General features: G+C 62.4%; 26 protein-coding genes, 1 other RNA gene and 1 pseudogene. 12 read left to right on the top strand and 16 right to left on the bottom strand.

Annotated features, from left to right (window positions below; all coding sequences use genetic code 11):
- Positions 1 to 175: 175 nt before the first annotated feature.
- The 12 genes from DBO86_RS23255 to DBO86_RS23200 form a co-directional block, all read right to left on the bottom strand.
- Positions 176 to 475, bottom strand: coding sequence for a cyd operon YbgE family protein (locus tag DBO86_RS23255; protein WP_003460904.1), 300 nt, complete (start codon positions 473 to 475; stop codon positions 176 to 178).
- A complete protein-coding gene (gene cydX, locus DBO86_RS23250; protein ID WP_003460905.1) occupies positions 459 to 572 on the bottom strand; it encodes a cytochrome bd-I oxidase subunit CydX in 114 nt (37 codons plus the stop codon). The genes DBO86_RS23255 and cydX overlap by 17 nt, the downstream gene beginning before the upstream one ends.
- Positions 573 to 583: 11 nt before the next feature.
- Positions 584 to 1723, bottom strand: a complete 1140-nt coding sequence (gene cydB, locus DBO86_RS23245; protein WP_003460906.1) for a cytochrome d ubiquinol oxidase subunit II — start codon at positions 1721 to 1723, stop codon at positions 584 to 586.
- Between the two features lie 10 nt (positions 1724 to 1733).
- Positions 1734 to 3299 carry a cytochrome ubiquinol oxidase subunit I gene (locus DBO86_RS23240; RefSeq protein WP_003460907.1) on the bottom strand — a complete coding sequence of 522 codons (1566 nt, stop codon included), beginning with the start codon at positions 3297 to 3299 and terminating at the stop codon, positions 1734 to 1736.
- Positions 3296 to 3508: a cytochrome oxidase putative small subunit CydP gene (cydP, locus tag DBO86_RS23235; protein WP_003460908.1), complete on the bottom strand. Its 213-nt coding sequence runs from the start codon at positions 3506 to 3508 to the stop codon at positions 3296 to 3298. Before cydP ends, DBO86_RS23240 begins: the two co-directional genes overlap by 4 nt.
- Before the next feature lie 165 nt (positions 3509 to 3673).
- Positions 3674 to 4054: a rhodanese-like domain-containing protein gene (locus DBO86_RS23230; protein ID WP_003460910.1), complete on the bottom strand. Its 381-nt coding sequence runs from the start codon at positions 4052 to 4054 to the stop codon at positions 3674 to 3676.
- The gene (locus DBO86_RS23225) at positions 4038 to 5807 is read right to left on the bottom strand and encodes a SulP family inorganic anion transporter (protein ID WP_003460911.1); all 1770 of its coding nucleotides are present in this window, start codon (positions 5805 to 5807) and stop codon (positions 4038 to 4040) included. The genes DBO86_RS23230 and DBO86_RS23225 overlap by 17 nt, the downstream gene beginning before the upstream one ends.
- Positions 5808 to 5823: 16 nt before the next feature.
- Positions 5824 to 6687 carry an MBL fold metallo-hydrolase gene (locus DBO86_RS23220; RefSeq protein ID WP_074860871.1) on the bottom strand — a complete coding sequence of 288 codons (864 nt, stop codon included), beginning with the start codon at positions 6685 to 6687 and terminating at the stop codon, positions 5824 to 5826.
- Positions 6688 to 6887: 200 nt separating this feature from the next.
- Positions 6888 to 7172, bottom strand: coding sequence for a metal-sensing transcriptional repressor (locus DBO86_RS23215; protein WP_003460913.1), 285 nt, complete (start codon positions 7170 to 7172; stop codon positions 6888 to 6890).
- Positions 7169 to 7717: a Tll0287-like domain-containing protein gene (locus DBO86_RS23210; protein ID WP_003460914.1), complete on the bottom strand. Its 549-nt coding sequence runs from the start codon at positions 7715 to 7717 to the stop codon at positions 7169 to 7171. The genes DBO86_RS23215 and DBO86_RS23210 overlap by 4 nt, the downstream gene beginning before the upstream one ends.
- A 102-nt stretch (positions 7718 to 7819) precedes the next feature.
- The gene (locus tag DBO86_RS23205; RefSeq protein WP_003460917.1) at positions 7820 to 8227 is read right to left on the bottom strand and encodes a PA2817 family protein; all 408 of its coding nucleotides are present in this window, start codon (positions 8225 to 8227) and stop codon (positions 7820 to 7822) included.
- A gap of 192 nt (positions 8228 to 8419) precedes the next feature.
- A complete protein-coding gene (locus tag DBO86_RS23200; protein ID WP_074860874.1) occupies positions 8420 to 10867 on the bottom strand; it encodes an acyl-CoA dehydrogenase in 2448 nt (815 codons plus the stop codon).
- Positions 10868 to 11082: 215 nt separating this feature from the next.
- Here DBO86_RS23200 and DBO86_RS23195 point away from each other — a divergent pair, with 215 nt between their 5' ends.
- From DBO86_RS23195 to queF, 6 genes are all read left to right on the top strand, one after another.
- Complete coding sequence (locus tag DBO86_RS23195) at positions 11083 to 11745, top strand: transglutaminase-like domain-containing protein (protein ID WP_090337546.1); 663 nt, start codon at positions 11083 to 11085, stop codon at positions 11743 to 11745.
- Positions 11746 to 11899: 154 nt separating this feature from the next.
- Positions 11900 to 12832 (top strand): ABC transporter ATP-binding protein, encoded by a 933-nt coding sequence (locus tag DBO86_RS23190; protein ID WP_003460920.1) that lies wholly within the window; start codon positions 11900 to 11902, stop codon positions 12830 to 12832.
- Positions 12829 to 13623 carry an ABC transporter permease gene (locus DBO86_RS23185; RefSeq protein WP_074860880.1) on the top strand — a complete coding sequence of 265 codons (795 nt, stop codon included), beginning with the start codon at positions 12829 to 12831 and terminating at the stop codon, positions 13621 to 13623. Before DBO86_RS23190 ends, DBO86_RS23185 begins: the two co-directional genes overlap by 4 nt.
- A 260-nt stretch (positions 13624 to 13883) precedes the next feature.
- Positions 13884 to 14906: an efflux RND transporter periplasmic adaptor subunit gene (locus DBO86_RS23180; RefSeq protein ID WP_003460922.1), complete on the top strand. Its 1023-nt coding sequence runs from the start codon at positions 13884 to 13886 to the stop codon at positions 14904 to 14906.
- A complete protein-coding gene (locus tag DBO86_RS23175) occupies positions 14903 to 17971 on the top strand; it encodes an efflux RND transporter permease subunit (RefSeq protein WP_108234974.1) in 3069 nt (1022 codons plus the stop codon). The genes DBO86_RS23180 and DBO86_RS23175 overlap by 4 nt, the downstream gene beginning before the upstream one ends.
- A gap of 221 nt (positions 17972 to 18192) precedes the next feature.
- Entirely contained in the window at positions 18193 to 19023 is an 831-nt protein-coding gene (gene queF / locus DBO86_RS23170) for an NADPH-dependent 7-cyano-7-deazaguanine reductase QueF (protein ID WP_108234973.1), read from the top strand.
- 207 nt (positions 19024 to 19230) lie between these two features.
- On the opposite strand, the gene DBO86_RS23165 is transcribed toward queF, so the two are convergent.
- Together DBO86_RS23165 and pcrP are read right to left on the bottom strand one after the other, a co-directional pair.
- A complete protein-coding gene (locus DBO86_RS23165; protein ID WP_003460925.1) occupies positions 19231 to 19497 on the bottom strand; it encodes a DUF4404 family protein in 267 nt (88 codons plus the stop codon).
- A gap of 116 nt (positions 19498 to 19613) precedes the next feature.
- The gene (gene pcrP / locus DBO86_RS23160) at positions 19614 to 20330 is read right to left on the bottom strand and encodes an HAD superfamily inactivated hydrolase PcrP (RefSeq protein ID WP_003460926.1); all 717 of its coding nucleotides are present in this window, start codon (positions 20328 to 20330) and stop codon (positions 19614 to 19616) included.
- Positions 20331 to 20485: 155 nt separating this feature from the next.
- On the opposite strand from pcrP, the pseudogene DBO86_RS23155 reads away from it, so the two are divergent.
- Together DBO86_RS23155 and ffs are read left to right on the top strand one after the other, a co-directional pair.
- Positions 20486 to 20881 (top strand): annotated as a pseudogene (locus DBO86_RS23155) (transposase).
- Between the two features lie 480 nt (positions 20882 to 21361).
- Positions 21362 to 21457, top strand: an RNA gene (ffs, locus tag DBO86_RS23145) — signal recognition particle sRNA small type.
- Between the two features lie 125 nt (positions 21458 to 21582).
- Here ffs and DBO86_RS23140 read toward each other — a convergent pair.
- Positions 21583 to 21870, bottom strand: coding sequence for a DUF3509 domain-containing protein (locus tag DBO86_RS23140; protein ID WP_003460928.1), 288 nt, complete (start codon positions 21868 to 21870; stop codon positions 21583 to 21585).
- Positions 21871 to 21924: 54 nt separating this feature from the next.
- On the bottom strand, positions 21925 to 22146 hold the full coding sequence (locus DBO86_RS23135; RefSeq protein WP_003460929.1) for a hypothetical protein: 222 nt from the start codon (positions 22144 to 22146) through the stop codon (positions 21925 to 21927).
- Positions 22147 to 22609: 463 nt separating this feature from the next.
- On the opposite strand from DBO86_RS23135, the gene dnaX reads away from it, so the two are divergent.
- From dnaX to DBO86_RS23115, 4 genes are all read left to right on the top strand, one after another.
- Positions 22610 to 24727, top strand: a complete 2118-nt coding sequence (dnaX, locus tag DBO86_RS23130; RefSeq protein WP_108234972.1) for a DNA polymerase III subunit gamma/tau — start codon at positions 22610 to 22612, stop codon at positions 24725 to 24727.
- A 48-nt stretch (positions 24728 to 24775) separates the two neighbouring features.
- On the top strand, positions 24776 to 25102 hold the full coding sequence (locus DBO86_RS23125) for a YbaB/EbfC family nucleoid-associated protein (protein WP_003460931.1): 327 nt from the start codon (positions 24776 to 24778) through the stop codon (positions 25100 to 25102).
- Between the two features lie 202 nt (positions 25103 to 25304).
- A complete protein-coding gene (gene recR, locus DBO86_RS23120; protein ID WP_108234971.1) occupies positions 25305 to 25904 on the top strand; it encodes a recombination mediator RecR in 600 nt (199 codons plus the stop codon).
- A 30-nt stretch (positions 25905 to 25934) separates the two neighbouring features.
- Entirely contained in the window at positions 25935 to 26513 is a 579-nt protein-coding gene (locus DBO86_RS23115) for an eCIS core domain-containing protein (RefSeq protein ID WP_003460933.1), read from the top strand.
- The last annotated feature ends 18 nt before the right edge of the window (positions 26514 to 26531 follow it).

Below are 26531 nucleotides of genomic sequence, written 5' to 3'. Positions count from 1 at the left end.
AAACTCCGAGGGCCGGTCTGGGCGCTTAGCTACCGCAGGCGACACATCAACGGAACCAAGCTCACTGATGCTGTTTGTCAGTAGGCAGGAACCGCCGTATACGGAGCCGTACGTACGGTGGTGTGGGAGGACGGCGGGGGTGACCCCGCCTCCTACCCGATTCTGTCGTTTGCGTTCAGGCCGTTCGTGCCAGATACAGCAGGGTATAGCCCAGCCCGCACAATCCCCAGCCCAACCAGGGTGAGAATATGGCGCGCCACAGCCAGTGGCGCGGGGCGAAGCCGACGCCGTGGATGAAGGCGTTGGATACGCCCCACATCACCAGCATCAGTAACGAATGGCTGTAGCGGCCCTGGCTGTCGAGCATGGCGCCGGGGTGGATCAACAGCAGCAGCGCCAGCGGTGTAGCCAGCAGCCAGGAGAGCGCGCGCAAGGGCGTACGCTCGCTCAGGGCGATATCACTCATGTTCGCCATTGCTATCGAGATCCTGCGTGGTTTCCAGCCATAGTGCGTTGATGATGCCGAAGCTGCAGGCCAGCAGCACGCCAAGAATCCAGGTGAAGTACCACATCGCGTTTCTCCTCAATACAGGCTGTGGGGGTTGGCTTCGATGCTGCGGTCGTTGAGCTTGCCCCACATCTTCACGTAGCCCCAGAGGGTGTAGATGAGGATGATCGGTACGAAGATGCAGGCGACCACGAACATGATGCCGAGGGTCTTTTGGCTCGATACCGCGTCCCACACCGTCAGGCTGGAGGCCGCATCAAGGCTCGACGGGAAGACGAAGGGGAATAGGGCGAAGCCGGCGGTGCAGATGGTGCCGACGATCATCAGGCTACTGCCGATGAAGGTCAGGCCGGCGAGACGCCAGGTGCTGGCGAGAATCGCCAGCAGTGCGCCGACCACACCAAGCACGGGGGCGCCCATTGTCAGTGGGTAGCGACTGTAATTGCCGAGCCAGCCGGCATTGTCGGCGAGCACCTGCTTGTGCAGCGGGTTCAGTGCCGCGCCAGCATCGAACGCACCCGCCAGACTCATGCCCTTGATACCCAGTGCCAGCCAACTGCCGGCCAGCAGGAAACCGATCAGGAATACCAGCGCACTGAGGTAAGTGGCCGTGCGCGAGCGTGCGGCCAGGTCACCTTCGGTGCGCATCATCAGCCAGGCGCCGCCGTGGGCGCAGAGCATGCTCAGGCTGACCACGCCGCAGAGCAGGGCGAAGGGGTTGAGCAGGGCGAAGAAGGAGCCGTGGTAGCTCGAGCGCATCATGTCATCGAGCTGGAACGGCAGGCCGAGGAACAGGTTGCCGAAGGCCACGCCGAAAACCAGCGCCGGTACCGCGCCGCCAACGAACAGGGCCCAGTCCCAGGCGCTGCGCCAGCGGGTGTTTTCCAGTTTGCTGCGGTAGTCGAAGCCCACCGGGCGGCAGAAAAGGGCGAACAGCACCAGTAACATGGCCCAGTACAGCCCGGAGAAGGCCACCGCGTAGACCATCGGCCAGGCGGCGAACAGCGCGCCGCCAGCGGTGATGAACCACACCTGGTTGCCGTCCCAGTGCGGGGCGATGGTGTTGATGGCGACGCGGCGCTCGTTGTCGGTCTTGCCGACGAAAGGCATCAGCGCCATGGCGCCCATGTCGAAGCCATCGGTGAGAGCGAAACCGATCAGCAGCACGCCGATCAGCACCCACCAGACGAGTTTCAGGGTTTCGTAGTCGAACATGACGAAGTCCTCAGGCGTGGGCCGGCTGCTGTTGCTCGAAGTGGTAGCGTCCGCTGTGCAGGCTCGATGGGCCAAGGCGGGCGAACTTGATCATCAGGTACATCTCCACCACCAGCAGCAGGCTGTAGAAGGCGATCAGCGCGATCAGCGAGCCCCAGACGTCACCGGACGACAGGCTGGAGGCGGAAAGATGGGTCGGCAGCACCTCACCAATCGACCAGGGCTGGCGGCCATGTTCAGCCACGTACCAGCCGGTCTGTGCGGCGATCCAGGGCAGTGGCAGGCTCCACAGCGCCCACTTGAGCAGCCAGGGTTTGCTTTCTTCGTTCTTCTTCGCCGAGGCCCAGAAGGCGCAGGCGAACAGCGCCAGCATAAGGAAGCCGCTGGCGACCATGATGCGGAAGCTCCAGAACAGGCTGAACACGTTGGGAATGGTGTCCAGCGCGGCCTGCTTGATCTGTGCCTCGCTGGCATCGACCACATTGGTGGTGTATTTCTTCAGCAGCAGGCCATAGCCCAGGTCATTCTTCACTTCGTTGAAGGCAGCAATGGTTTCGGCCGACTTGTCGCCGTTACGCAGGCGCTCCAGCAGCCCGTAGGCGGTCATGCCGGTGCGGATGCGCGCCTCGTGCTCGATGAGCAGGTCCTTGATGCCCTTTACCTTCTTATCCAGCGAGCGGGTGGCTATCAGCCCCAGGGCGTAGGGGATCTTCACCGCGTAGTCGGTGCGCTGCTCGTCCTGGTTGGGCAGGCCGAACAGGGTGAAGCCCGCCGGTGCTGGGTGGGTTTCCCACTCGGCCTCGATGGCCGCCAGCTTGGTCTTCTGCACGTCGCCGATCTCGTAGCCGGACTCGTCACCGAGGACGATCACCGAGAGAATCGAGGCCAGACCGAAGGCCGAGGCGATGGTGAAGGAGCGACGGGCGAAACCCTGATCGCGTTTCTTCAGCAGGTAATAGCTGGAGATGGCCAGGACGAAGATCGAACCGGTGACATAGCCCGCCGCCACGGTATGCACGAACTTGACCTGCGCCACCGGGTTGAACAGCAGGGCACCGAAATCGGTCAGTTCCATGCGCATGGTCTCGAAGTTAAACTCGGCACCTACCGGGTTCTGCATCCAGCCATTGGCGATGAGGATCCACAGCGCCGAAAGGTTCGAGCCAATTGCCACCAGCCAGGTCACGGTCAGGTGCTGCAGCTTGCTTAGGCGGTCCCAGCCGAAGAAGAACAGGCCGATGAAGGTGGATTCGAGGAAGAAGGCCATCAGTCCTTCGATGGCCAGCGGCGCACCGAAGATGTCACCGACATAGTGGCTGTAGTAGGCCCAGTTGGTGCCGAACTGGAACTCCATGGTCAGCCCGGTGGTGACGCCCAAGGCGAAGTTGATGCCGAACAGCTTGCCCCAGAACTTGACCATGTCCTTGTAGACCTGTTTGCCGGTCATCACGTAGACCGACTCCATGATCGCCAGCAGGAAGGCCAGGCCCAGGGTCAGGGGGACGAAGATGAAGTGATACATCGCTGTCATGGCGAACTGCAGGCGTGAAAGGTCGACGACTGATTCCGAGATCATCTCGGTGTCTCCTCGGTGTGTATAGAAAGTGGGGCAGGCTGACCAAACAGGTGATGCTCGACGCGCTGCTGGCCGTCCTCGGGGACTGTCGGTTCGTTGAACCAGATGGCCTTGATACTCAGCAGCAGGGTCAGCTTGATCAGCAGGATCACGGCGATTTCGCGTACTAGCGGAATGCGCCAGGGGGAGGAAGGTTCGCGATCGGGCATCTCGATGCTCCGCGTGTGCCGGTGCGGGCGGTGAGGCCGCACCGGCAGAGTGGATGTGTCCTAATGTTACAGAGTACTCGTGGGGGTATGTAGCGATGGAGATTGATGCAGGTCAGGAGAATGTCGATTAGCGGATCAATGCCTGCAGTGGCAGCCGCCAATCACTCAGTCGAACGCCGGCAGGGTGGGCGTCAGCAGTTCTCGACCGGCCGCTTGCCAGGCCTCGATACCGCCGGCCAGAGACAGCACATTGCGATAGCCCATCTCCCGCAGCGCGTCGGCAGCCAGCGCCGAGCGACCGCTGTTCTTGCAATAGAGAACCAGCTTGAGCGTGCGCTCGGCCAGTTGCGCATCGTTGCTCAGCTTGAACTCCAGCAGACCGCGTGGAATGTTGATGGCGCCGGGAATGTGTGCGGCGCTGTATTCATCCGCCTCGCGCACGTCGATCAGCAGGTCGGCATCGCGGATGGCTGCTTCGGCCTGCGACAGATCGACTTCAGTGATGCGAGTCTTGGCGGCGAGGACCAGATCATGAGCGCTTTTCATGAGTATTTCCTTGCATGGAAAGTGGCTGAGAAGTTGGCGATGGAGGCGCGGGGGCGAGCTGCTTGAGCGCCTCGAACTGACTGATGAATACCTGGCCGCCGAAGCGCTCCAGGAAGTCGGAGCGGCGTAGCTGATCCATTACTGGCCCCTTGACCTCGGACAGGTGCAGTTGCACACCGGCGGTATGCAGGCGCTCGACGATGGCGTGCAGCGAATCCAGGGCGCTGGCGTCTATCAGGTTGACTCCCGAGCACATCAGCACCAGGTGACGTACCTGCGGCCGACTGGCGATCAGCTCGCCGATGCGGTCTTCCAGATAGCGGGCATTGGGGAAATACAGGCTCTCGTCGACACGCAGCGACAACACGCTGGGTCTCTCGATCACGGCGAAGCGTTCGACGTTGCGAAAATGCTCGCTACCCGGTACCTGGCCGACCACGGCGATATGTGGCTGGCTGGTGCGCCAGAGAAACAGCAGCAGCGACAGGCCGACGCCAAGCAGGATACCGGCCTCGACGCCGATCAGCAGCACACCGAGGAGGGTGGCAATCTGCGCGGCGCCGTCCTGGCGCGAATAACGCCAGGTGTGCTGCAGCGACTTGAGGTCGACCAGGCTGAGCACAGCGACGATGATGGTCGCCGCCAGCACGGCTTGTGGCAGGTCGTGCAGCAGAGGCGTCAGCAGCATCACGCTGAGGCCGATACCGAGGGCGGTGAATACGCCGGCCATGGGCGTGCGGGCGCCGGCATCGTAATTGACCACCGAGCGGGCGAAACCGCCGGTGACGGGGAAGCCGCCACTGAAGGATGCGGCGATGTTCGCCGCGCCAAGGCCGAGCAGCTCGTTGTCCGGCTGGATGCGCTGGCGGCGTTTGGCCGCCAGGGTCTGGCCGACCGAGACCGATTCGACGAAGCCCACCAGGCTGATCAGCAGCGCCGCTGGCAGCAGTTGTATGGCCAGGTCGAGATCCATTGTCGGCAGCGTCAGCCCTGGCAGCCCTTGCGGCACCAGGCCAACCACCTTGACCCCGGCTTGCTCCAGTTGCAGCAGTGCGACAGCGGCAATGGCGACGATGATCGCCAGTACCGGCCCGGCCTTGGCCAGGTTACTGGCCAGTTGCGGCGACAGGCCAAGGCCTTGCAGTAGTTGCTTCAGTCGGCTTCTGGCCCACCACAGCCATGCCAGGCTGAGCACGCCGATCAGCAGCGTCGGTCCGTGTGTGCCAGGTAGCGCCTGGATCAGTTGTGGCAGCAACTGCGGCAGATTTTCGCCGGACGCCGAGACGCCGAGCAGGTGCTTGAGCTGGCCGACAGCGATGAGAATGCCCGAGGCGCTGATAAAGCCGGACACCACCGGATGGCTGAGAAAGTTGGCGATAAAGCCCAGGCGCAGCATGGCCATGGCTGCCAGCAGCAGTCCCGAGAGCAGGGCCAGGAGCATGGCGGCGCCGACGTATTCGGCGCTACCGGCCGGAAACAGTGGCGCCAGGGTGGCGGCGGTCATCAGTGAAACCACGGCCACCGGACCAACCGCCAGAGTGCGGCTGGAGCCGAACAGGGCGTAGGCCAGCAGCGGCAGGATGCTGGCGTAGAGGCCGGTCACCGGTGGCAGACCCGCGAGCATGGCATAGGCCAGGCTCTGCGGAATCAGCATCAGGGTGACGATCAGTGCGGCGAGTCCATCCTGCGTTGCGCTGCCTCGGTCGTAGCGTCTGCCCCAGTCCAGGCAGGGCAGCCAGTGGCTCAGTTTCATTTCTTTTCCTGCCGCTCTACAGCACATCCAAAGGGATTTTCAGGTAGCGGGTGCCATTGGCTTCGGCCGGTGGCAGTTGCCCTGCACGCATGTTGACCTGCACCGACGGCAGAATCAGGGTGGGCATGTCCAGGGTGGCGTCGCGCTGGCGGCGCATGGCGACGAAGTCGGCTTCGGCGATGCCCTGATGAACGTGGACGTTGTGCGCACGTTCTTCGGCGATGGTGGTCTGGAAGCGAAAATCCTCGCGCCCCGGCGCTTTGTAGTCATGGCACATGAACAGGCGGGTTTCGTCGGGCAGGGTGAAGAGTCGCTGGATCGACTGGTAGAGGATGTGCGCGTCGCCGCCGGGGAAGTCGCAGCGCGCAGTGCCGTAGTCGGGCATGAACAGAGTGTCGCCAACGAAACCAGCGTCACCGATCAGGTAGGTCATACAGGCCGGGGTATGGCCAGGAGTGTGGATGGCTCTACCGTGCAGCTCGCCAATATGGAAGGTATCGCCATCGTGGAGCAGCCGGTCGAACTGGCTGCCATCGGTGGCGAACTCGGTGCCGGCGTTGAACAGCTTGCCGAAAGTGTTCTGCACTACGGTGATGTGCTCACCGATGGCCAGCTTGCCGCCCAGTTCGCGCTTGAGGTAAGGCGCGGCGGACAGGTGGTCGGCGTGCACATGGGTTTCCAGCAACCACTCAACGTGCAGATCGCGCTCCTTGACGAAGGCGATGATGCGGTCTGCGCTGGCGTGTGAGGTGCGCCCGGAGGCCGGGTCGTAGTCCAGCACCGAGTCGACGATGGCGCAGTGTTGCGTGGCAGGATCGATGATCACGTAGCTGTAGGTGTAGGTGACAGGATCGAAGAATTCGACGACATCCGGGCGCATGGTCAGGCTCCTCTCATATACCCATGGGAGTATTTAATTAAGATTTAGCTTAACTGTGTTTTGGTTCTATGCATAGATTGTTAAGTAATAAGATGTCGCAACCTTGTTCAGGTCGGCCATAACCGGTTTGTGCGTTTTTTGAGGTGCCGGGCACTGGCAGAGGCAGGCGCGCGCGAGCGGCGCGCCAGAGGGGGCGTGTGTCAGGTGTACTTGGTGAAAATCTCGCGCACTCGCTGCAGTGAGGCCTCGGTATCCTGCTCGGGGTCGAGCATGGCTTCTTCGATCAGGCAGGTGAGCATCAGTCGGTAGGATTTGTCCAGGGCGCTACGAGCTGCCGAGAACTGCTGGGCGATGGCGGCGCAATCCTCGCCACGCTTGATCATCGCCTGGATGCCACGGATCTGGCCTTCGACACGGGCCAGGCGCTTGAGCATCGCTTGCTGCTGTTCGAGCATGCGTAAATGCAGGTCGGTAGTCTCGGTCATGGCGTTTCCTGTGCGAGGGGGCGAGTCAGGGTAAAGGCGCCACGCAGTTCGCCGATCTGATAGCCGCGGGCCTGATCATGCGGATAGTACTGATCAATGGCCTCTTGTACCTCTGCTTTGATCGCGGTGCCGTGACAGGCCATGCAAGGCTCGCCTACGGCAATGGCCTGCATGTAGCGATATTCGCCGTCGACCTCTTCGCTGTAGCGTAATTCCTTGACCGGCGTTCCGGCTATCGCGGCTTCCGCAAAACGTTCCAGCACGCTGCGCTCCCAGGCATCGGGGGTGTTGTCCGGGTTGCGTACCTTGAGCGATGTGCGGCCCAGTTGCCACGCTTGCTGGCTGTGCTCGCTGGCGATCTGTGGCGCCAATGCCTGGCAGGCCTGTACTGCTGCAGTTGGCCCGCCATCGGTGATGGCCTGGCGTACCGTACCCAGCAAGTGCTCGGCGAATGGTGGGATCTGCGCCGCCGCCTCGTCTTGCCAGGGGGCGGTTGCTTGTGCGGCGGTGCTAACGAGCAGGGTAGCGAGTAGAAATGGGCGCATGGTCGAACCTCATAAATACTGGTGGGGGTATTTATGCATAAAAGATGACGGCTGTCACCGCCGTCATCTGCGACATTCTGACCAATAGGTGTTAGCGGTGGATCAGTGCTTGGCGCCGTCAGTGGGCAGGGCCAGCAGCTGTTTTTCCAGGTTCCAGTCGAAGGGCTCGTCGTTCTCTTCGGCTTCGAAACGGCGCTCGTCGAGGGCCTGGTACAGGGTGATTTCTTCGTCGGGCATGAAGTGCAGGCAGTCGCCACCGAAGAACCACAGCAGATCACGGGGTACCAGGTGGGCGATCTGTGGGTAGCGGTGGAACACCTGGCTGATCAGATCCTGGCCCAGGTATTGGCTGGAAACCGGGTCGCGCGGCAATTCGGCGAGCAGTTCGTCGTAGCGCTCGAGGAACAGGGCGTGGCTGTCGTCGAGCACCTGTTCGGCTTCGCCCAGGGCGACGAGGATGCCGCGCAGGTGATTGAGCAGGGCGAGGTGGTGTTCGATATGGCTGGCCATGGTGCAGGTTCCTGAAGGGTAAAACGGGCGCAGGAGTATAGAGTTCCTGGCGCCCGCTGTCCTGCATGGCTGGCTTTCCTGGGAGGAGCTTTCGGCTCGGGCATCCTGCTTCGCTCTACCTCCTGCATCCCTGCAGTCGTAGTCGCGACGCATGAAGCTCGCGGCTAAAGCCCCTCCCACAGGCGGCTCGAGTCAGCGTACCTTGCCGCTCTCCAGCGTGAGCTCTTCCTTGGCGAAGTCGTCGACGTCAATCACTCGACGCCGAGCCGCCTCGGCCGCTTGCAGGCGCTGGCCCTGTTCGCCGTCGAGGATGCCGGCAGCGATCGCCGCTTCGATGGTGTCCTGGCCCGGCGCTGGTTGCAGGCTGCCGTCCTTGAGCGCCTGATGCAGGCGCTTGCGAGCGTCCTGGCTGGCCTGCACCAGGTTCAGCGCATGCTGCAGGGCGCCCACCGAATCCTGATCGGCCTGCGGGCGGTAGCAACCTTCCAGCACCGACTCCAGAGCAGGATCGCCGGCTTGGCGGCCGATGATTGCCGCCACTTCGGCGTCCAGTGCGTCGCTCGGGCCCTGGTGGCGGCGGCCCAGAGGGAACACCAGTACTTTGAGCAGGCAGCCGAACAGGCGGTTGGGGAAGTTGCTCAGCAGGTCATCCAGCGCTTGTTCGGCGTGGTAGAGGTTTTCCTCCATGGCCCAGCGCAGCAGCGGACGAATCGCTTCCGGGTAGTCCAGGTCGTGGTAGCGCTTGAGTGCGGCCGAACCCAGGTAGAGGTGGCTGAGCACATCGCCGAGGCGGGCGGACAGGCGCTCGCGGCGTTTCAGGTCGCCGCCGAGCAGCATCATGCTGCTGTCGGCGCACAGGGCGAAGGCTGCTGCCAGACGATTGAGGGCGCGGTAGTAGGGCTGGCTGAGATCGTCGCCGGGTACCTGGCCCAGGCGGTTCAGGGTCAGCCCCAAGAGGAAGCTGCTGGCGGCGTTGCCGACGGCGAAACCGATATGGCTCATCAGCAGTGTGTCGAACTCGGACAGTGCCTGATCCTTGTCCTCGCGGTCGGCCAGGGCCATTTCCTTGAGCACGTAGGGATGGCAGCGGATGGCGCCCTGGCCGAAGATCATCAGGTTGCGCGAGAGGATGTTGGCGCCCTCGACGGTGATGAAAATCGGTGCTCCCTGCCAGGAGCGGGCCAGGTAGTTGTTCGGGCCCATGATGATGCCCTTGCCGCCGTGCACGTCCATGGCGTGGCCGATGCACTCGCGACCGCGTTCGGTGAGATGGTACTTGAGGATCGCCGACAGCACCGAGGGTTTCTCGCCCAGGTCGACGGCGTTGGCAGTGAGGATGCGCGCGCTGTCCATCAGCCAGGCGTTGCCGCCGATGCGCGCCAGGGCCTCCTGGATGCCCTCGAAAGCGGCCAACGGCACGTTGAACTGCTCACGCAACTGGGCGTACTGGCCGGTGGCGAGACTGGTGAACTTGGCCGCGCCGGTGCCGACTGCGGGCAGGGAGATGGAGCGGCCGACCGACAGGCAGTTCATCAGCATCATCCAGCCCTTGCCCAGGTACTCCTGGCCGCCGATCAAGTAGTCGAGTGGAATGAACACGTCCTTGCCCGAGTTCGGCCCGTTCATGAAGGCAGCGCCCAGTGGCAGGTGGCGGCGGCCGATTTCCACGCCGGGGGTGTCGGTGGGGATCAGCGCCAGGCTGATGCCGAGGTCTTCCTTGTCGCCGAGCAGGTGATCCGGGTCGTAGGCCTTGAAGGCCAGGCCGAGCAGGGTGGCCACCGGGCCGAGGGTGATGTAGCGCTTTTCCCAGTTCAGGCGCAGGCCGATCACTTCCTTGCCGTTGTACTGCCCTTTGCAGATGATCCCGGTGTCCGGTATGGCGCCGGCGTCGGAGCCGGCCAGCGGGCCGGTGAGGGCGAAGCAGGGAATGTCATCGCCGCGCGCCAGGCGCGGCAGGTAGTGCTGGCGCTGCTCATCGGTGCCGTAATGCAGTAGCAGTTCGGCCGGGCCGAGGGAGTTGGGCACCATCACGGTGGAGGCCAGGTCGCCGCTGCGGGTCGCCAGCTTCATCGCCACCTGCGAGTGGGCGTAGGCAGAGAAGCCCTTGCCGCCGTACTCCTTGGGAATGATCAGGGCGAAGAAGCCATGCTGCTTGATGTGCTCCCAGGCTTTCTCCGGCAGATCCATCTGCTGGCCGACCTGCCAGTCGCTGATCATCGCGCAGAGTTCTTCGGTGGGGCCGTCGATGAACGCCTGTTCCTCTTCGCTCAGCTTGGCTTTGGGGTAGGCCAGCAGCTTGTCCCAGTCGGGTTTGCCGCTGAACAGCTCGCCATCCCACCACACCGTGCCGGCTTCGATAGCGTCGCGCTCGGTCGCCGACATCGGCGGCAGTACGCGCTGGAACCAGGCGAACAGCGGGCTGGTGAACAGTTGCCGGCGCAGATCGCCGAGCAGGATGAACGAGGCGACGGCGCCGGTGACAATCCACAGCAGCAGTTGCAACCAGCCCGGTACCGGGCTGAACAGCGCCATGGCCACCAGATAGGCTGCGGTGATGCCGAGGGCGGGTAGGGCGGCGGTACGGCTATGGGCCAGGTAGGCGACCCCGAGCAGCAGAACCAACAACCAGATGGCGAGCATGTGCATTCCTCCATGATTCGAGCGGGCGACGCCCCGAGCATAGCCATAAAAAATGGCCGGGAGCCATTTTTAACGTCGCGTAGCGCCGACCCGCAGGGTGGCAGCCAGGGATGGCGGGCCATAAATGGCGGCAGGGGCGGTGAGCTTGGCCGGATCGTCGTCAAGGTGGCGCAATTGACGGGATTAGACTGAAGCAAACTTCAGGAGCCCTCGCCATGCAGAACTGTCTACGTCCCGTCCGCTTCATTGACAGTGACCATCGCGCGGTAGTCGAGTTCGCCGAACGTTGGCGTGGTGCGTCACGAGAACCGACCAGTCAGGCCGTGGCCCTGTATCTGGCGGTGCGTGACGAGGTTCGCTACAACCCCTATGCCTTCAGCCTCGATGCGCAGACATTGAAGGCCAGTCATGCATTGGCGGCCGGTGAGTCCTACTGCGTGCCCAAGGCTAATCTGCTCGCTGCCTGTGCCCGGCATTGTGGGATTCCCGCGCGTATCGGTTTGGCCGATGTGCGCAATCACCTGTCCACGCCGCGCCTGCTGGAACTGCTGCGCAGCGAGGTGTTCGCCATGCATGGCTACACCGAACTGTATCTGGACGGGCGCTGGGTCAAGGCCACGCCGGCGTTCAACGAGGCGCTATGCCGGGTGTTCAAGGTGGCGCCGCTGGAGTTCGACGGCGTGCATGACAGCGTCTTCCACCCCTACAACGACCAGGGTGAGCGCTACATGGAGTACCTGGTCGACCACGGTCAGTTCGAGGATCTGCCGGAGCAACTATTCTTTGATCACCTGCGCGGCTGCTACCCGCATCTGTTCGAGTCCGGGGCGCTGCAGCTCGGTGGTGATATGCAGCGCGAGGCCAGTGTTATCGACTGAGTCGATAATCAAGATCGCCAGGATGGCCTTTTCTCTGCGCGCCAGGGTCGGTAGGGTGCATGCCAGTGAGGAGCGGATGAAACACCAGGTTGCAATCGCCGGTGTCCGCCCTCATCTATAACCACCTCACTCTCGCGCGGGAAATCCCATCTTCATGAGCTCCGCCCTGACCATTCGCCAGTTGACCAAGACCTACGGAAACGGCTTCCAGGCCCTGCACGGCATCGATCTGGACGTCGCCGAAGGGGATTTCTTCGCCTTGCTCGGCCCCAACGGTGCCGGCAAATCCACCACCATCGGTGTGCTCTCCACGCTGGTGAACAAGAGTGGCGGCACGGTCAGCGTGTTCGGCCATGACCTCGACCGCGAGCCTTATGCGCTCAAGCGCTGCCTGGGCGTGGTGCCGCAGGAGTTCAACTTCAACCAGTTCGAGAAGGTGTTCGACATCGTCGTCACCCAGGCCGGCTACTACGGTATTCCGCGCTCGATCGCCAAGGAGCGCGCCGAGCAGTACCTGACCGAACTCGGCCTGTGGGACAAGCGCGACGTGGCTTCACGCGAGCTGTCCGGTGGCATGAAGCGCCGCCTGATGATCGCCCGCGCTCTGGTGCACCAGCCTCGCCTGCTGATCCTCGATGAACCGACTGCCGGGGTGGATATCGAGCTGCGCCGTTCGATGTGGAGCTTCCTCACCGAGCTGAACAAGCAGGGCACCACCATCATTCTGACCACCCACTACCTGGAGGAGGCCGAGCAGCTCTGTCGCAACATCGGCATCATCGACCACGGCCGTATCGTCGAGCTGAGCAGCATGAAGGATCTGTTGAAGAAGCTGCATGTCGAGACCTTCCTGCTCGACCTCAAGGATTCCTATAGCGAGGCGCCTAACCTGAGCGGTTATCCGGTGCGCCTGGTCGACCACCACACCCTGGAGGTGCAGGTGGAGAAGAGCCAGGGCCTCAATGCACTGTTCCAGCAGCTGGCGCAGCAGCAGGTCGAGGTACTCAGCCTGCGTAACAAGAGCAATCGCCTGGAGGAGCTGTTCGTCTCTCTGGTGGAAAAGAACCTGGCCAAGGTGGCGCAATGACTTCTCAGTACCTTAACAGCGAGTTCGCCGCCAATCTGGTGGCCCTGCGCACCATCGTTCACCGTGAGGTGCGCCGTTTCCTGCGTATCTGGCCGCAGACGCTGCTGCCGCCGGCAATCACCATGGTGTTGTACTTCGTCATCTTCGGTAACCTGATCGGCCGGCAGATCGGCGACATGGGTGGCTTCAGCTACATGGAGTACATCGTGCCGGGGCTGATCATGATGTCGGTGATCACCAACAGCTACGGCAACGTGGTGTCGAGCTTCTTCGGCAGCAAGTTCCAGCGCAACGTCGAGGAGTTGCTGGTGTCGCCGGTGTCACCGCATACCATCCTCATCGGTTTCGTCGTCGGTGGCGTGCTGCGCGGGCTGGCGGTGGGCTTCATCGTCACCCTGCTGTCGTTGTTCTTCACCCACCTGCAGGTGCATCACCTGGGTGTTACTGTGCTGGTGGTGCTGCTGACGGCGACCATCTTCTCCCTTGGTGGCTTCGTCAACGCGGTGTATGCGCGCAACTTCGACGACATTTCGATCATCCCGACCTTCGTGCTGACGCCGCTGACCTACCTGGGCGGGGTGTTCTACTCCATCACCCTGTTGCCGCCGTTCTGGCAGACGGTGTCGCTGGGCAACCCGATCCTGCACATGGTCAACGCCTTCCGTTACGGCATTCTCGGGGTGTCCGACATCCGTATCGGCGTGGCAGTCGGCTTCATGCTGCTGGCCACCGCTGTGCTCTATACCCTGTGCATCCGTCTGCTGGTCAGCGGTCGTGGCATGCGTCAGTGACGTTTGCCGCTCATGTAGGATTTATCCGCGATTCTCGCGGCGCCACCGCGCCTAAACGTTAATGTGTAGCACGCATGCAATCCGGGGGATGGCTGCTGTGCTCCCCGGATTTCATCCGGGCTGCGCTTGAGTGCTCGCGGCTAAAGCCGCTCCTACAGAATGTGGCGACGACCGAAAAAACATAGCGAAATAACTTGCGTCCCTGTCAGTAATGCAGCAGCCGGTTAGACTCCGCCTCTACCAAGAAAAAGGGGCTGATCATGACCGTGCTGTTGCGTGCTCTTCCATGGCTGTGTCTGGGCTTGTTCACGACACCTGCGCTGGCTGCCGAAGGGCCAATGGTCGAGATCGTGCCGGTACGGCAAATGGAGGTGCGTGACGAGCTGATCACCTTCGGTTCGCTACGCTCCGACGAGTCGGTGATGATTCGCCCGGAAGTGGAAGGGCGCCTGGCCACCCTGCATTTTCGCGAGGGCCAGGCGGTGACCGCTGGCGACCTGCTGATCAGCCTCGATGATGCGATTGCCCGCGCCGAATTCGCCCAGGCGCGGGCCAATCTTGATCTGGCCGAGAAAAACCACCAGCGTGCGCAGATGCTGTTTCAGCGTGGTGCGAGCAACGCCCAGGCGCTGGACGAGGCGCAGAGCCAGCTGCAGGCCGCGCGTGCCAGTCAGTCCCTGGCCCAGGCGCGGCTCGACAAGACCCAGATCAAGGCGCCTCATGACGGCACGCTCGGCCTGCGCCAGGCCAGCGTCGGTGACTACCTCAGTGCCGGGCAGAACATCGTCAACCTGGAGGTGCTTGACCCGCTCAAGGTCGACTTCCGTATTCCGCAGAAGGCCGTGGCCCAGGTGCGCCTCGGCCAGACCGTGGAAATCACCCTCGATACCTACCCGGGCGAACGCTTTCGTGGCGAGATCTACGCCATCAACCCGCGCCTCGACGAGGCCGGGCGCAGCCAGGCGATCCGCGCGCATATCGGCAACGATGACCGCCGCCTGCGTCCCGGACAGTTCGTCCGCGTTTCGGTGATTCTCGAAGAGCGGCCCAATGCGCTGGTTATCCCGGAAGAGGCGGTGATGCCGCAGGGCGACAAGTTGCTGGTCAACCTGGTGGTCGATGGCCAGGTCGAGCGCCGTGAGGTGACGCTGGGCAAGCGATTCGACGGCCTGGTCGAGGTGCGTGAAGGCCTGCAGGGCGACGAAACCATCATCAGTGCCGGTTGGCAGCGTGTGCGCGAAGGGCTGGCCGTACGCACCAAGAGCGGGGAGCGCCAGCCGTGACACTTTCCGACGTCTGCATTCGCCGGCCGGTATTCGCCACTGTTCTGTCGCTGATCGTGGTGCTGCTGGGGCTGATGGCTTACGAGTGCCTCAATGTGCGTGAATACCCCAATATCGACGTGCCCATCGTCACCGTGCAGGTCACCTATCCAGGGGCCAGCCCGGAGATCATGGAGTCGCAGGTGGCGCAGCCGGTGGAGGACGTACTCTCCGGCATCGAGGGGCTGGACTTCGTCACCTCCATCAGTCGCGCGGAAAACACCCAGATCACCGCACAGTTCCGCCTCGGCCGCAGCGCCGACGAGGCGGCCAACGACGTGCGTGACCGCCTGGGGCGGGTGCGCAACCTGCTGCCGGATGAGGTGGACGAACCCATCGTGCAGAAGGTCGAGGCCGATGCCCAGCCGGTGGTGTGGATCGCCTTTCACAGCCAGCAGCACAGCGCCATGGAGATCACCGACCTGCTGGAACGGGTGATCAAGGATCGCCTGCAGACCATTCCCGGCGTCTCCGAAGTGCAGGTGCGTGGCGCCCGAACCTTCTCCATGCGTATCTGGCTCGATCCGGAGAAGCTCGCCGCACACAACCTCACCGTGCAGGACGTGGAAGATGCCCTGCGCCGGCAGAACGTGGAAATCCCGGCCGGGCGCATCGAGTCGCGCGAGCGCGAGTTCAGCGTGCTGTCGGAAACCGATATGCGCACGCCGGAGCAGTTCAACGAGCTGATTCTCGATGATTCGCAAGGCTATCTGCTGCGCCTGTCCGATGTTGGCCGCGCCGAAGTGGGGCCGCGCGACGAGCGCACCGTGGTGCGCTTCAACGGTCTGCCGGCTGTAACCCTGGGCCTGGTCAAACAGGCCACGGCCAACCCGCTGGATATCTCCGACGGGCTCGAGGCGGCCTGGGATGACGTTCAGGCCTTGTTGCCCGACGGCATGAACATGACCGTGGCCAACGACAACTCGCAGTTCATCCGCGAATCCATCGACAACGTCTTCACCACCATCTGGGAAGCCGTGGCGCTGGTCATTCTGATCATCTTCATCTTCCTGCGCTCGTTGCGCGCGACGCTGATCCCGTTGGTGACCATTCCGGTGTCGCTTATCGGCGCCTTCGCCCTGATGTCGCTGATGGGCTTCACCATCAACACCCTGACCCTGCTGGCCATGGTGCTGGCCATCGGTCTGGTGGTGGACGACGCCATCGTCATGCTGGAAAACATCCATCGCCATATCGAGGCCGGGATGAAACCCATGCAGGCGGCCTTCAAGGGCAGCCGCGAGATCGCCTTCGCGGTGATCGCCATGACCCTGACCCTGGCTGCCGTGTTCGCCCCCATCGGCTTCATGCAGGGGACTACCGGCAAGCTGTTCACCGAGTTCGCCTGGACTCTGGCTGGCTCGGTACTGGTCTCCGGCTTCGTTGCCCTGACGCTGACGCCGATGATGTGCGCGGTGATGCTCAAACCTCACTCGCACGAGCAGCGCCATGGTCGCGTGTACAACCTGATCGAAGGTTTCCTCAACGGCCTGACCTACAGCTACAAGCACAGCCTGGATCGCGCCCTGCGCGCCTGGCCGCTGGTGCTCGCTGTACTGCTGGGGGCTTTCGTGCTGTGTGCCTGGCTGTTCGGCGGCCTGCGCTCCGAGCTGGCGCCAACCGAGGACACCGGCACCATCGTCGGCGTGTTCAATGGCCCGGACGGTGCCACCATCGATTACACGGCGCGCTACGCCCGTGAGGTCGAGGCCGCTTACGCGAGCATTCCCGAGACCAATCGCTATCTGGTCATTGCGGGTTTTCCGACCGTGGCCCAGGGCATTTCCTTCATGAAGCTGGAGGACTGGGGCGATCGTTCGCGTAACCAGTTCGAGATTCGCAACGAGTTGCTGCCGCAGTTGCAGGATATCGCCGGTATGCGCGTCACTCCGGTCAACCGCCCGCCGCTGGGGCAGAGTGCGCGTAACCAGCCGATCAACTTCGTCGTGCGCTCGTCCATGGAGTACACCGAACTGCAGGGTTACGTCGATCAACTGATGGAGCGCATGCGCGACTATCCGGGGGTCGAGGGCCTGGACAGCGACCTCAAGCTCAACTCGCCGCAGTTGCAGATTACCGTCAACCGTGAGCAGGCCGCTGCCGTTGGCACCGATGTGTCGGTGATCGGCCGCAGCCTGGAAAGTCTGTTCGGCAGTCGTCAGGTGACCCGCTTCAAGCAGAATGGCGAGCAGTATGACGTGCTGGTGCAGTTGCAGGACGTCGACCGCAGCAACCCGCAGGATCTGGATCGCGTCTACGTGCGTGACCGCGACGGTGGCATGGTGCAGCTGTCTAACCTGATCGAGGTGCGTGAGACCGTGGCGCCGCGCGAGCTCAATCATTTCAACCAGCTGCGTGCTGTGACTATCAGCGCCAACGTCGGTACGGGTTACACCCTGGGCGAGGCGCTCAATCACCTGGAAAGTGTGGCGCGCGAGGTGTTCCCGCCGGAGACGCAGTACGACTACACCGGCACGTCGCGTGATTTCAAGGAATCCAGTTCGGGCATCCTGCTGATCTTCGCCCTGGCCCTGGCCTTCATTTTCCTGGTGCTGGCGGCGCAGTTCGAGAGTTTCAGTGACCCGCTGATCATTCTGTTCAGTGTGCCCTTGTCGATGGCCGGGGCCTTGCTGGCGTTGAAGCTGTTCGGCGGCACCTGGAATATCTACTCGCAAATCGGCCTGGTGACCCTGATTGGCCTGATCACCAAGCACGGCATCCTTATCGTCGAGTTCGCCAACCACCTGCTGCGCGAGGGCAAGGCCCTGCGCGAGGCGGTGATCGAGGCCTCGGTGCAGCGCCTGCGGCCGATCCTGATGACCACCGGCGCCATGGTGCTGGGTTCGCTGCCGCTGGCCATCGCCAGCGGAGCCGGCGCGGAAAGCCGCCAGCAGATCGGCCTGGTGATCGTCGGCGGGTTGCTGGTCGGCACCTTCTTCACCCTCTACGTGATTCCGACGCTGTACCTGCTGCTGAGGCGCTGGGCGCCACTGCTCAAGATAGAGGAGGAGCCGGTGGCGGTCTGAATCCTGTAGGAGGCGCTTTAGCGGCGAGCTTTTGCAGCCTCTCACAGTTCACTGGGCTACTATTTTTGTTGGAACGAGCTCTGCTCGCGAAGCTGCTGGCTGTAAGGCGATTCGCGAGCAGAGCTCGCTCCTACAAGTGCTTGGCGTAGTGCTTCGCGGGTGCGACGCGGCGCTCAACCCGTTAAACTTGCGCGGTTTTTCGCCACCCTGGATTGCGCGCCATGCAGCACCCCGCCGAACATTCCCCGCTGGGCAAGTCCAGCCAGTACATCGCCGAATACAGTCCAGAGCTGCTGTTCCCCATCTCGCGCACCACCAAGTGGGCAGAGCTGGGCCTCGAAGGCGCCAACCTACCGTATCAGGGTGTGGATTACTGGAACTGCTACGAGTTGTCCTGGCTGCTGCCGTCCGGCAAACCGGTGGTAGCCATCGGTGAGTTCGCCATCCCCGCAGACTCGCCGAACATCATCGAGTCGAAGTCCTTCAAGCTGTACCTCAATTCCCTGAACCAGTCGGCTTTCACCAGTTGGGATGAGTTGCAAGCGACGCTGGTGCACGATCTGTCGACGGTGGCCGGCAAGCCAGTGGCGGTGCGTTTGCGCTCGCTGACTGAGGTTGCTGAAGAAGGCGTGGCGACGCTGCCGGGTCAGTGCATAGACGAACTGGATATCAGCGTCAGCCAGTACGACCACCCGCAACCCGAGCTGCTGCGCTGCGACGCCGATCGCGTGGTGGAGGAGAGCCTGCACAGTCATCTGCTCAAATCCAACTGCCCGGTTACCGGTCAGCCGGATTGGGGCAGCCTGGTCGTCGAGTATCGCGGTGCCGCGCTGGATCATGCCAGCCTGCTGGCCTATCTGGTGAGCTTCCGTCAGCACGCGGATTTTCACGAGCAGTGCGTCGAACGCATCTTCCTCGATCTGCAACGCCTGCTGCAGCCGCAGGCGCTGACTGTCTATGCGCGCTACGTGCGCCGTGGTGGGCTGGACATCAATCCGTATCGCAGCACCGAGGCGCTCACGCCGGAAAATGGCCGCCTGGCGCGCCAGTAACCCATGAAAAATGCCGCTTAGACAATGCTGCCAATGCGGCCTTTGTAGGAACCCCGCCCCGGGGCGAAGCTTTTCGCGTCAGCCCCGCTCAGGTTCGCGGCGGGGCGCCGCTCCTACACGTTCGATGCATCGACGCTTGGCTAAGTGGCATTGGCCAAGCGTCGACATTTTGCTTGAAACGCCGGGCCTGAGCCGGGGGCAGGGCATTCAGATGCCCATATTGGCCAGGCTCTGCATTATGTTGCGCAGGGTGCCGGCGAGGGTAGGGTGGCTGGCCTCGAAACGTTCCACCGCCAGATTGACGCCATCGATCAGCGTGGCGTCAGGCGCTGAGGCGGCTTCACGCGCCAATTGGACTTCGATTTCCTGGGTCAGCAGGTAAAGCGATGCGCGTTCTTCCTCGCTGAGCGGCGTGTCCTGGGCCAGGTGTTGCTGGAGGGCTTCCAGTTGCTGCTGCAGGTCGCTTGCTGGCATAGAGTTCTCCTTATCGAATCAGCTTAGGCATTGACCCCCAGCGGCGCTGGAAGTTTTCAACCCGTACCTGAAGGTTAATCCAAGCGGGCCGGCTTTGCCTGATCAGAGTCAAAGGCTCAGGGCTTTTCGCCCTTGCTCCGGCGCACGCCGATATCGTCCAGGCTGGCCTCGATTTCTCCCAGATGATCGACCACCGAGTGCACGCCCAGACGATAGAGCTGCAGCGTGGCCTCGGCGCGCAGGTGTTCCTGATCGCTCGCGCCCAGTGCCTGCCAGTCGGCCAGGGCGTAGCCGCACAGTGCCCCGCAGGCCGCCAGGCCGATGGTCCAGCAGCCGGCATTGAGCCCGGCTTGCAGCAATAGCGGATTACCGCTGACGACAACACAGCCATCCAGGCGCTCGACGTCCAGCTGGCTCAATGCCTGCCAGCAACTGTCCGGCGCTGGCCACGGCCTGGTCTGACGCGCCAGCACCGCTTCGATGGGCGTGGGCAGCGCTTCGGCCAGGCGCAGGCTGGCGTCGGCTGGCAGGTCATCCAGCCAGGCGCAGGGCGTGCCGTTCGCATGCAGGGTTTGCAGCAATTGTGCTGCACCCGGGGTCAGTTCGGCATGCTCTCCGGCCACCTCGCTCAGCGCCTGTTGCAGCGTCTGCAGTTGTGTGCTGGTTGCCGACTTGCCTAACCATGCATCCAGCGCCTGTTGCGGGGTACCGGCCAGGTTCGCGGTTGTGCGCTCGGGATGCAGTCGCTGCAGCGCGACAGGTAGCGTGCGAGCGCCGAAGTCGACCAGGCAGCCGGACAGTTGAAAGATCAGGGCGGTGCAGGGGGAGGGCATGGGATCATCCGTGGCATTGGCCTAGGCCAATTTAACGCCGACGGATGACCGTAATGTGACCGCTAGCAGCTTGTTGAAATTCGCCCACGTCCTGTCTGGTTTTGCGACGTGTGGTTTACGATATCGGCTCCAATCTGCCGGAGCCCTCGATTTCCATGCCTGGGGCCGATATCACCCAGGAGTCCCTGTTCACTGTCGCCAAGCTCGATGACTTCGTGCCGGTGAATCATCCCCTGCGCGCCATCCGCAAGCTGGCCAACACCGCCCTGCAACGGATGAGTGCTCTGTTCGACACCTTGTATGCCGACACCGGCCGCACCTCGGTTGCCCCGGAGAAGCTGATGCGGGCGCAATTGCTGTAGCTGTTCTACTCGCTGCGCAGCGAGCGCATGCTCATGGAGCAACTGGGCTACAACCTGCTTTTTCGCTGGTTCGTCGGGTCGCGGCAGGGACGGCAGTTACCTGCCGCCCCCCGCACAGATCCGTGCGTGCGGAACTACCGCATACGGCTCCTGCCTCGGGTATGTAACGCGAAGCGATCCTCGGGATAAGGATGTGCATTTCTGGGCTTCGGTATGTAGATGTCTGCGAGACGATCAAAGCGTGACCATTGAAGTCTATTACGCTGGCTGCGACGTTTGAGGGCTATCAAGACAGATCCAGCGAGGATCGCGATTGGTGTGAATACCTGCAGTTTTTCCATAGTGCGTGGTTCCTCCTCGTTACTGAGACGAGCCGGATTTTGGGTGTCGGCTGAGTCAAGTCATTAGGTGGGCGGGTGCCCCGTTTTTCAGGCGAGGAGAGGTGGGTACTGGGGGAATCGAGTGGGACGGCTCGATGGATAGGGGCTCGCATTTTTGTCAAAAAAAAGCCGGTTGGGGTGTGGCCAGGTGATCCTAAAGGGATCCAGAAGTGATCCGAAACGGTGATCCAAAGCGCTCCCAAAGGCTAAAGGCCTCGCTATAGAATGTGATCTCCGATTGATAGTCGTGCGACGAGCAGAAAGCGCTAGAAGTCAGGAATGGCGGGGTCTCCAAGCCTCTCGCAACGATTACCCGTTAACCTGGGCATCCCGGAAGGGAGCAGCCACAGCGGGAACATTGTGTGCCGGGGTGTGGCTGGCAGGGTCCACCTCCAGTTTCCAAGCCCTTGCACCCTTCTATATCAATATCTTCAGCGCCCATCTGGCGGTTTTTGCTGTGCGCAATAAAAAGCCCGCGCTTTGGGCACGGGCTTTCGGCTGTTTGCAGGTTCAGGCGATGCGGTAATTCAACACGCTGTCCTGTTCCTTGAGCATCTTGCGCAGATCGGCTGGGATATTGCCGGCGCGTACAGCCAGTTCCAGGCGGATTTCTTCCAGGCTTTGGGCGAAGGCATTCTGGTCGTTGATCTGTGGCTTGGCCAGGACGCGGCTGTAGACAGTGCTGTCGCTCTCGTCGAGCAGGGCGAGGATGATGCTGCCGTCCGGGCGCGGTGAGCTGAAGCTGACACGCAACGGATTGAACAGGTGATCGACGAGCTGTTGGTTGGTGAGTTCCATGTCCTACTCCATCCTGATGGTTGATCTCCTTCGACCTCAGGATGATGACTTAGTTCAGGCAGTGAGCGACTGGCGGGTACGCTCGATCACCTGTTGCAGCGATTCGTCGCTGTACTGGCCTGGGTAAAGACGCTGGCTGTACTGGGCGATACCGGTCTTGTCGACCAGGGTGAAGCTGAAGCTGCCCTTGCGCGTTGCCTGGATGCGGCAGTCGAACGGCGCGAAGGCGTGAGTCAGGGTGCTGATGGCTTTCTGAATTTGATGTTGAGCATTCATTCTTAGGTACTTCCTTAAAGCATGTGCGCTTCGTTGCGCGTGGTGTAGCTCCATGTGGTTGGCCGAAAAGCGGCCATAGCATGTCGAACCATCGGAGCTTGGTTAGCACGATAAAGTTCCAATGTTACGGTTCTTAGGCGTGGTCGGTACGTCGGAGGCAGGCGGAGGATCTGCGCCAGTAAGTGGCGAGTCGGCCTGATCAGTCAGCGGATGGGATCGGGTAGGGCGGTAGCGCGAAACAGCGCTAGACGTTGAACCGGGAAACCAGCGAGGGGGCGCGAAGGCCTTTTTGACTTGCAGCGTGGTACGAACGGCGCGGATGATAATGCGTTGTGCAAGAAATAACCAGCACTATTTCTCAAGTCAGGGTGATGCAGCTCCACACATGCGGGTGGCGGATGCAATTTGCCGGTTGCTCCGCTAGCATTAGCCCACTTTTGCTTTCCTCATATGACGGTTTTCCATGAGTTATCAGGTTCTTGCACGTAAATGGCGTCCGCGCTCGTTCCGCGAAATGGTCGGCCAGACGCATGTGCTCAAAGCCCTGATCAACGCCCTGGACAGCCAGCGCCTGCACCATGCCTATTTATTCACCGGCACGCGTGGTGTGGGCAAGACCACTATTGCGCGGATCATCGCCAAGTGCCTGAACTGCGAAACCGGCATCAGTTCCACCCCTTGCGGCACCTGCTCGGTATGTCGGGAAATCGATGAGGGGCGTTTCGTCGACCTGATCGAAGTGGACGCCGCCAGCCGCACCAAGGTCGAAGACACCCGTGAGCTGCTCGACAATGTGCAGTACTCGCCGAGTCGCGGGCGCTTCAAGGTCTACCTGATCGACGAAGTGCACATGCTCTCCACCAGTTCCTTCAACGCCCTGTTGAAGACCCTGGAGGAGCCGCCGCCCCACGTCAAATTCCTGCTCGCCACCACCGACCCGCAGAAGCTGCCGGTTACCGTGCTGTCGCGCTGCCTGCAGTTCTCGTTGAAGAATATGCCGCCGGAGCGGGTGGTCGAGCACCTGACCCATGTACTGACCGCCGAGAACGTCCCCTTCGAGGACGATGCCCTGTGGTTGCTCGGTCGTGCTGCCGATGGCTCGATGCGCGACGCCATGAGCCTGACCGACCAGGCGATTGCCTTCGGCGAGGGCAAGGTGCTGGCGGCCGACGTGCGCGCCATGCTCGGTACGCTTGACCATGGTCAGGTTTACGGCGTGTTGCATGCCCTGATCGAAGGCGATGCGCGGGCGCTGATCGAGGCGGTGCGGCATCTCGCCGAGCAGGGGCCGGACTGGAATGGCGTGCTGGCGGAAATGCTCAACGTGTTGCATCGCGTGGCCATCGCTCAGGCGCTGCCAGAAGCCGTGGACAATGGCCAGGGCGACCGTGAGCGCGTACTACAGTTGGCCCAGGCGCTGCCGGCTGAAGATGTGCAGTTTTATTATCAGATGGGGCTGATCGGCCGCCGCGACCTGCCGCTGGCGCCGGATCCGCGCGGTGGTTTCGAAATGGTGCTGCTGCGCATGCTGGCTTTCCGCCCGGCGGGCGCCGACGATGCGCCCAAGGTCACGCTAAAGCCCTTGGGGATCAGCCAGGCCACTGCTGACCCCCAACAAAGCCCAGTGGCCGGCAGCGCTATGTCGGCTCCCATGGTTTCTGTGCCGGCAAGTGCGGAGGTGCCGCTATCCGCCGCTCCAGCTCTCGTCGAGTCCAGCCTGTCCGTCGCCGCTGCGCTCTCAGAGCCAGCCGTAGCCGAACCGGCGCCTGTGGTTGACATCCCTGTGGCGCCAGCCGCCAGCCTGTCACCCGAGCCCGAGCCCGAGCCCGAGCCCGAGCCCGAGCCCGAGCCTGCCGCTCCTGAGGCGGCAGCAGTCGTCGATGTGCCATGGGACACGACCGAGGTGCCCGAGAAGGTTGTGGTGCCCGCTCAGCCTGTTGCCATTACCGAGCCAGCTGTGGCCGCACCCGTTGTGGCGGCTGAGTCAGCCGCAGCGCCTGTAGTTGCACCCATGGCGAGCGAAATCGTGCAGCCCATGGCCGATACGGACGGCAATGATGACGAGCCGCCACCCGGTGACTACGACTATGTCGAAATGGATGCCGAAACGCTCGACTACGACTTTGGCCAGCCTGAAGCCGTTATGCCGACGATCGAAGAACCCCTGCCGGCCGCCCAGCCGGCTACCGGTCTGGCGGCGGAATGGTTGTCGTTGTTCCCCCAGTTGGGTTTGGGTGGCATGACCGGCAGCATTGCGGCCAACTGTACGCTCATCGAAGCCAACGGCGATGACTGGCTGTTGCACCTGGACCCGGCGCACAGTGCGCTGTTCAACCCGACCCAGCAGCGCCGTCTTAATGAGGCGCTGAACCAGCAGCAGGGTCGTAGCATCAGACTGCGCATCGAGCTGTGCAAGCCCGAGCAGGAAACTCCGGCACAGGCGGCAGCCCGTCGTCGTGCCGAGCGCCAGCGCAGCGCTGAAGCGTCGATCCATGCCGATCCACTGGTGCAGCAGATGATTCAACAGTTCTCCGCCAAGGTGCGCGACGACAGCATCGAACCTATCGATACTCCCAGCTAACCGGTCGTTTCAACGACTTGTTTAACCCCGAACACCGAGGATACCGACATGATGAAAGGTGGCATGGCAGGCCTGATGAAGCAGGCTCAGCAAATGCAGGAAAAAATGCAGAAGATGCAGGAAGAACTGGCCAACGCTGAAGTTACCGGCCAGTCCGGCGCCGGCCTGGTCAGCGTGGTGATGACCGGTCGTCACGACGTCAAGCGCATCACCCTGGACGACAGCCTGATGCAGGAAGACAAGGAAGTGCTGGAAGACCTGATTGCTGCAGCGGTCAACGATGCCGTGCGCAAGGTTGAGCAGAACAGCCAGGAAAAAATGTCTGGCATGACCGCAGGGATGCAGCTTCCCCCCGGCTTCAAAATGCCCTTCTGATAGGCTTCGTGCCGTCCAGTCGACGCACATGGCGGCGTTGCCGGCGAACTTGCCCTGCACGCTGCCTGATCGCCACTCTTGCCGTGTCGACTGGGCCGGCTCGTAGCCCAATGAGATGCAATCCGGGAATCTGCTCGTTGCAAATCCGTAGGGTGGGCTTTAGCCCACCAGATCTTTCCCCGCTCACCCTTGCAGGAACGCCATGAGCTTCAGCCCCCTGATTCGCCAGTTGATCGACTCTCTGCGCATCCTGCCCGGTGTTGGGCAGAAGACCGCGCAACGCATGGCGTTGCAGTTGCTCGAGCGCGATCGCAGTGGCGGTCTGCGTCTGGCGCAGGCGCTGAATGCGGCGATGGAAGGCGTGGGGCACTGCAAGCGCTGCCGCAGCCTGAGCGAGGACGAAATCTGCCAGCTGTGCCTGGACGAGCGCCGCGACGACAGCCTGCTGTGTGTGGTGGAAGGTCCAATGGATGTGCACGCAGTGGAACAGACTGGTTTTCGCGGCCGTTACTTCGTGCTCAAGGGGCATCTGTCACCGCTTGATGGTCTGGGGCCAGAGGCCATCGGTATTCCTGCGCTGCTGGAGCGCATCGATGCCGGTGCTTTCAGCGAAGTGATCCTGGCCACCAACCCGACGGTGGAAGGCGAGGCCACGGCGCACTACATCGCCCAAGTTCTTGTTGGCAAAGGTCTGGTCGCCTCGCGCATCGCCCATGGCATGCCGCTCGGTGGCGAACTGGAACTGGTCGACGGCGGCACCCTGGCCCATGCCTTGGCTGGTCGGCGCCCGATCAGCCTGTAAGCAGTCAAACCCTCTCGATTCGGAGTGCCAGTGACCACCGACACTCTGCGCCGTATTGCTCTGCTGCTCCTGCTCGGGGCGCCTCTGGCCGCACAGGCTCAATGTCCGAACGGGCAGGTACAGGTGTGTCTGGGCGCTTCCTGCTTGTGCGTGCCCGATCCGGTACGGGTGCGTGAAAATGGCCTGAATATGGCGGCGGCGCGTCTCGAAGCCTGGTTGCTGCAATCTCGCCAGGCAGCACTGCGAGCCGGCACCGAACCTATCCCTCTGATGATTCGTGCCCAGCTCGCGCCGTTCTACGACGATGCGTTGCTTGATGAAGTGCGCTTTCGCGTGGGCATCACCGACGAGATGGACGCCGCCACCGTCATGCTGCAGAACCCCGATGTGCAGGCCGTGACGCTGGTCGATGTGGTGGTGTTTCGCAACGCCGCTGCCGCTGAGCAGGATGCGGCGCTGTGGGCGCATGAATTGTGGCATGTGCAGCAATACCGCGAGTGGGGCACCGATGGCTTCGCCCAGCGTTACACGCGCAATTTCCAGTCGGTGGAAGGGCCAGCCTACGAGATGGGCGAGCGGGTGAGAAAGGCGTTGCGCGAGCAGAAATGAAACGCTCGCTTGAAAACC

It is taken from the genome of Ectopseudomonas oleovorans (assembly GCF_003052605.1).
Taxonomy (GTDB): Bacteria; Pseudomonadota; Gammaproteobacteria; order Pseudomonadales; family Pseudomonadaceae; genus Aquipseudomonas; species Aquipseudomonas oleovorans_A.
This window is presented reverse-complemented; position numbering and strand designations above follow the sequence as displayed.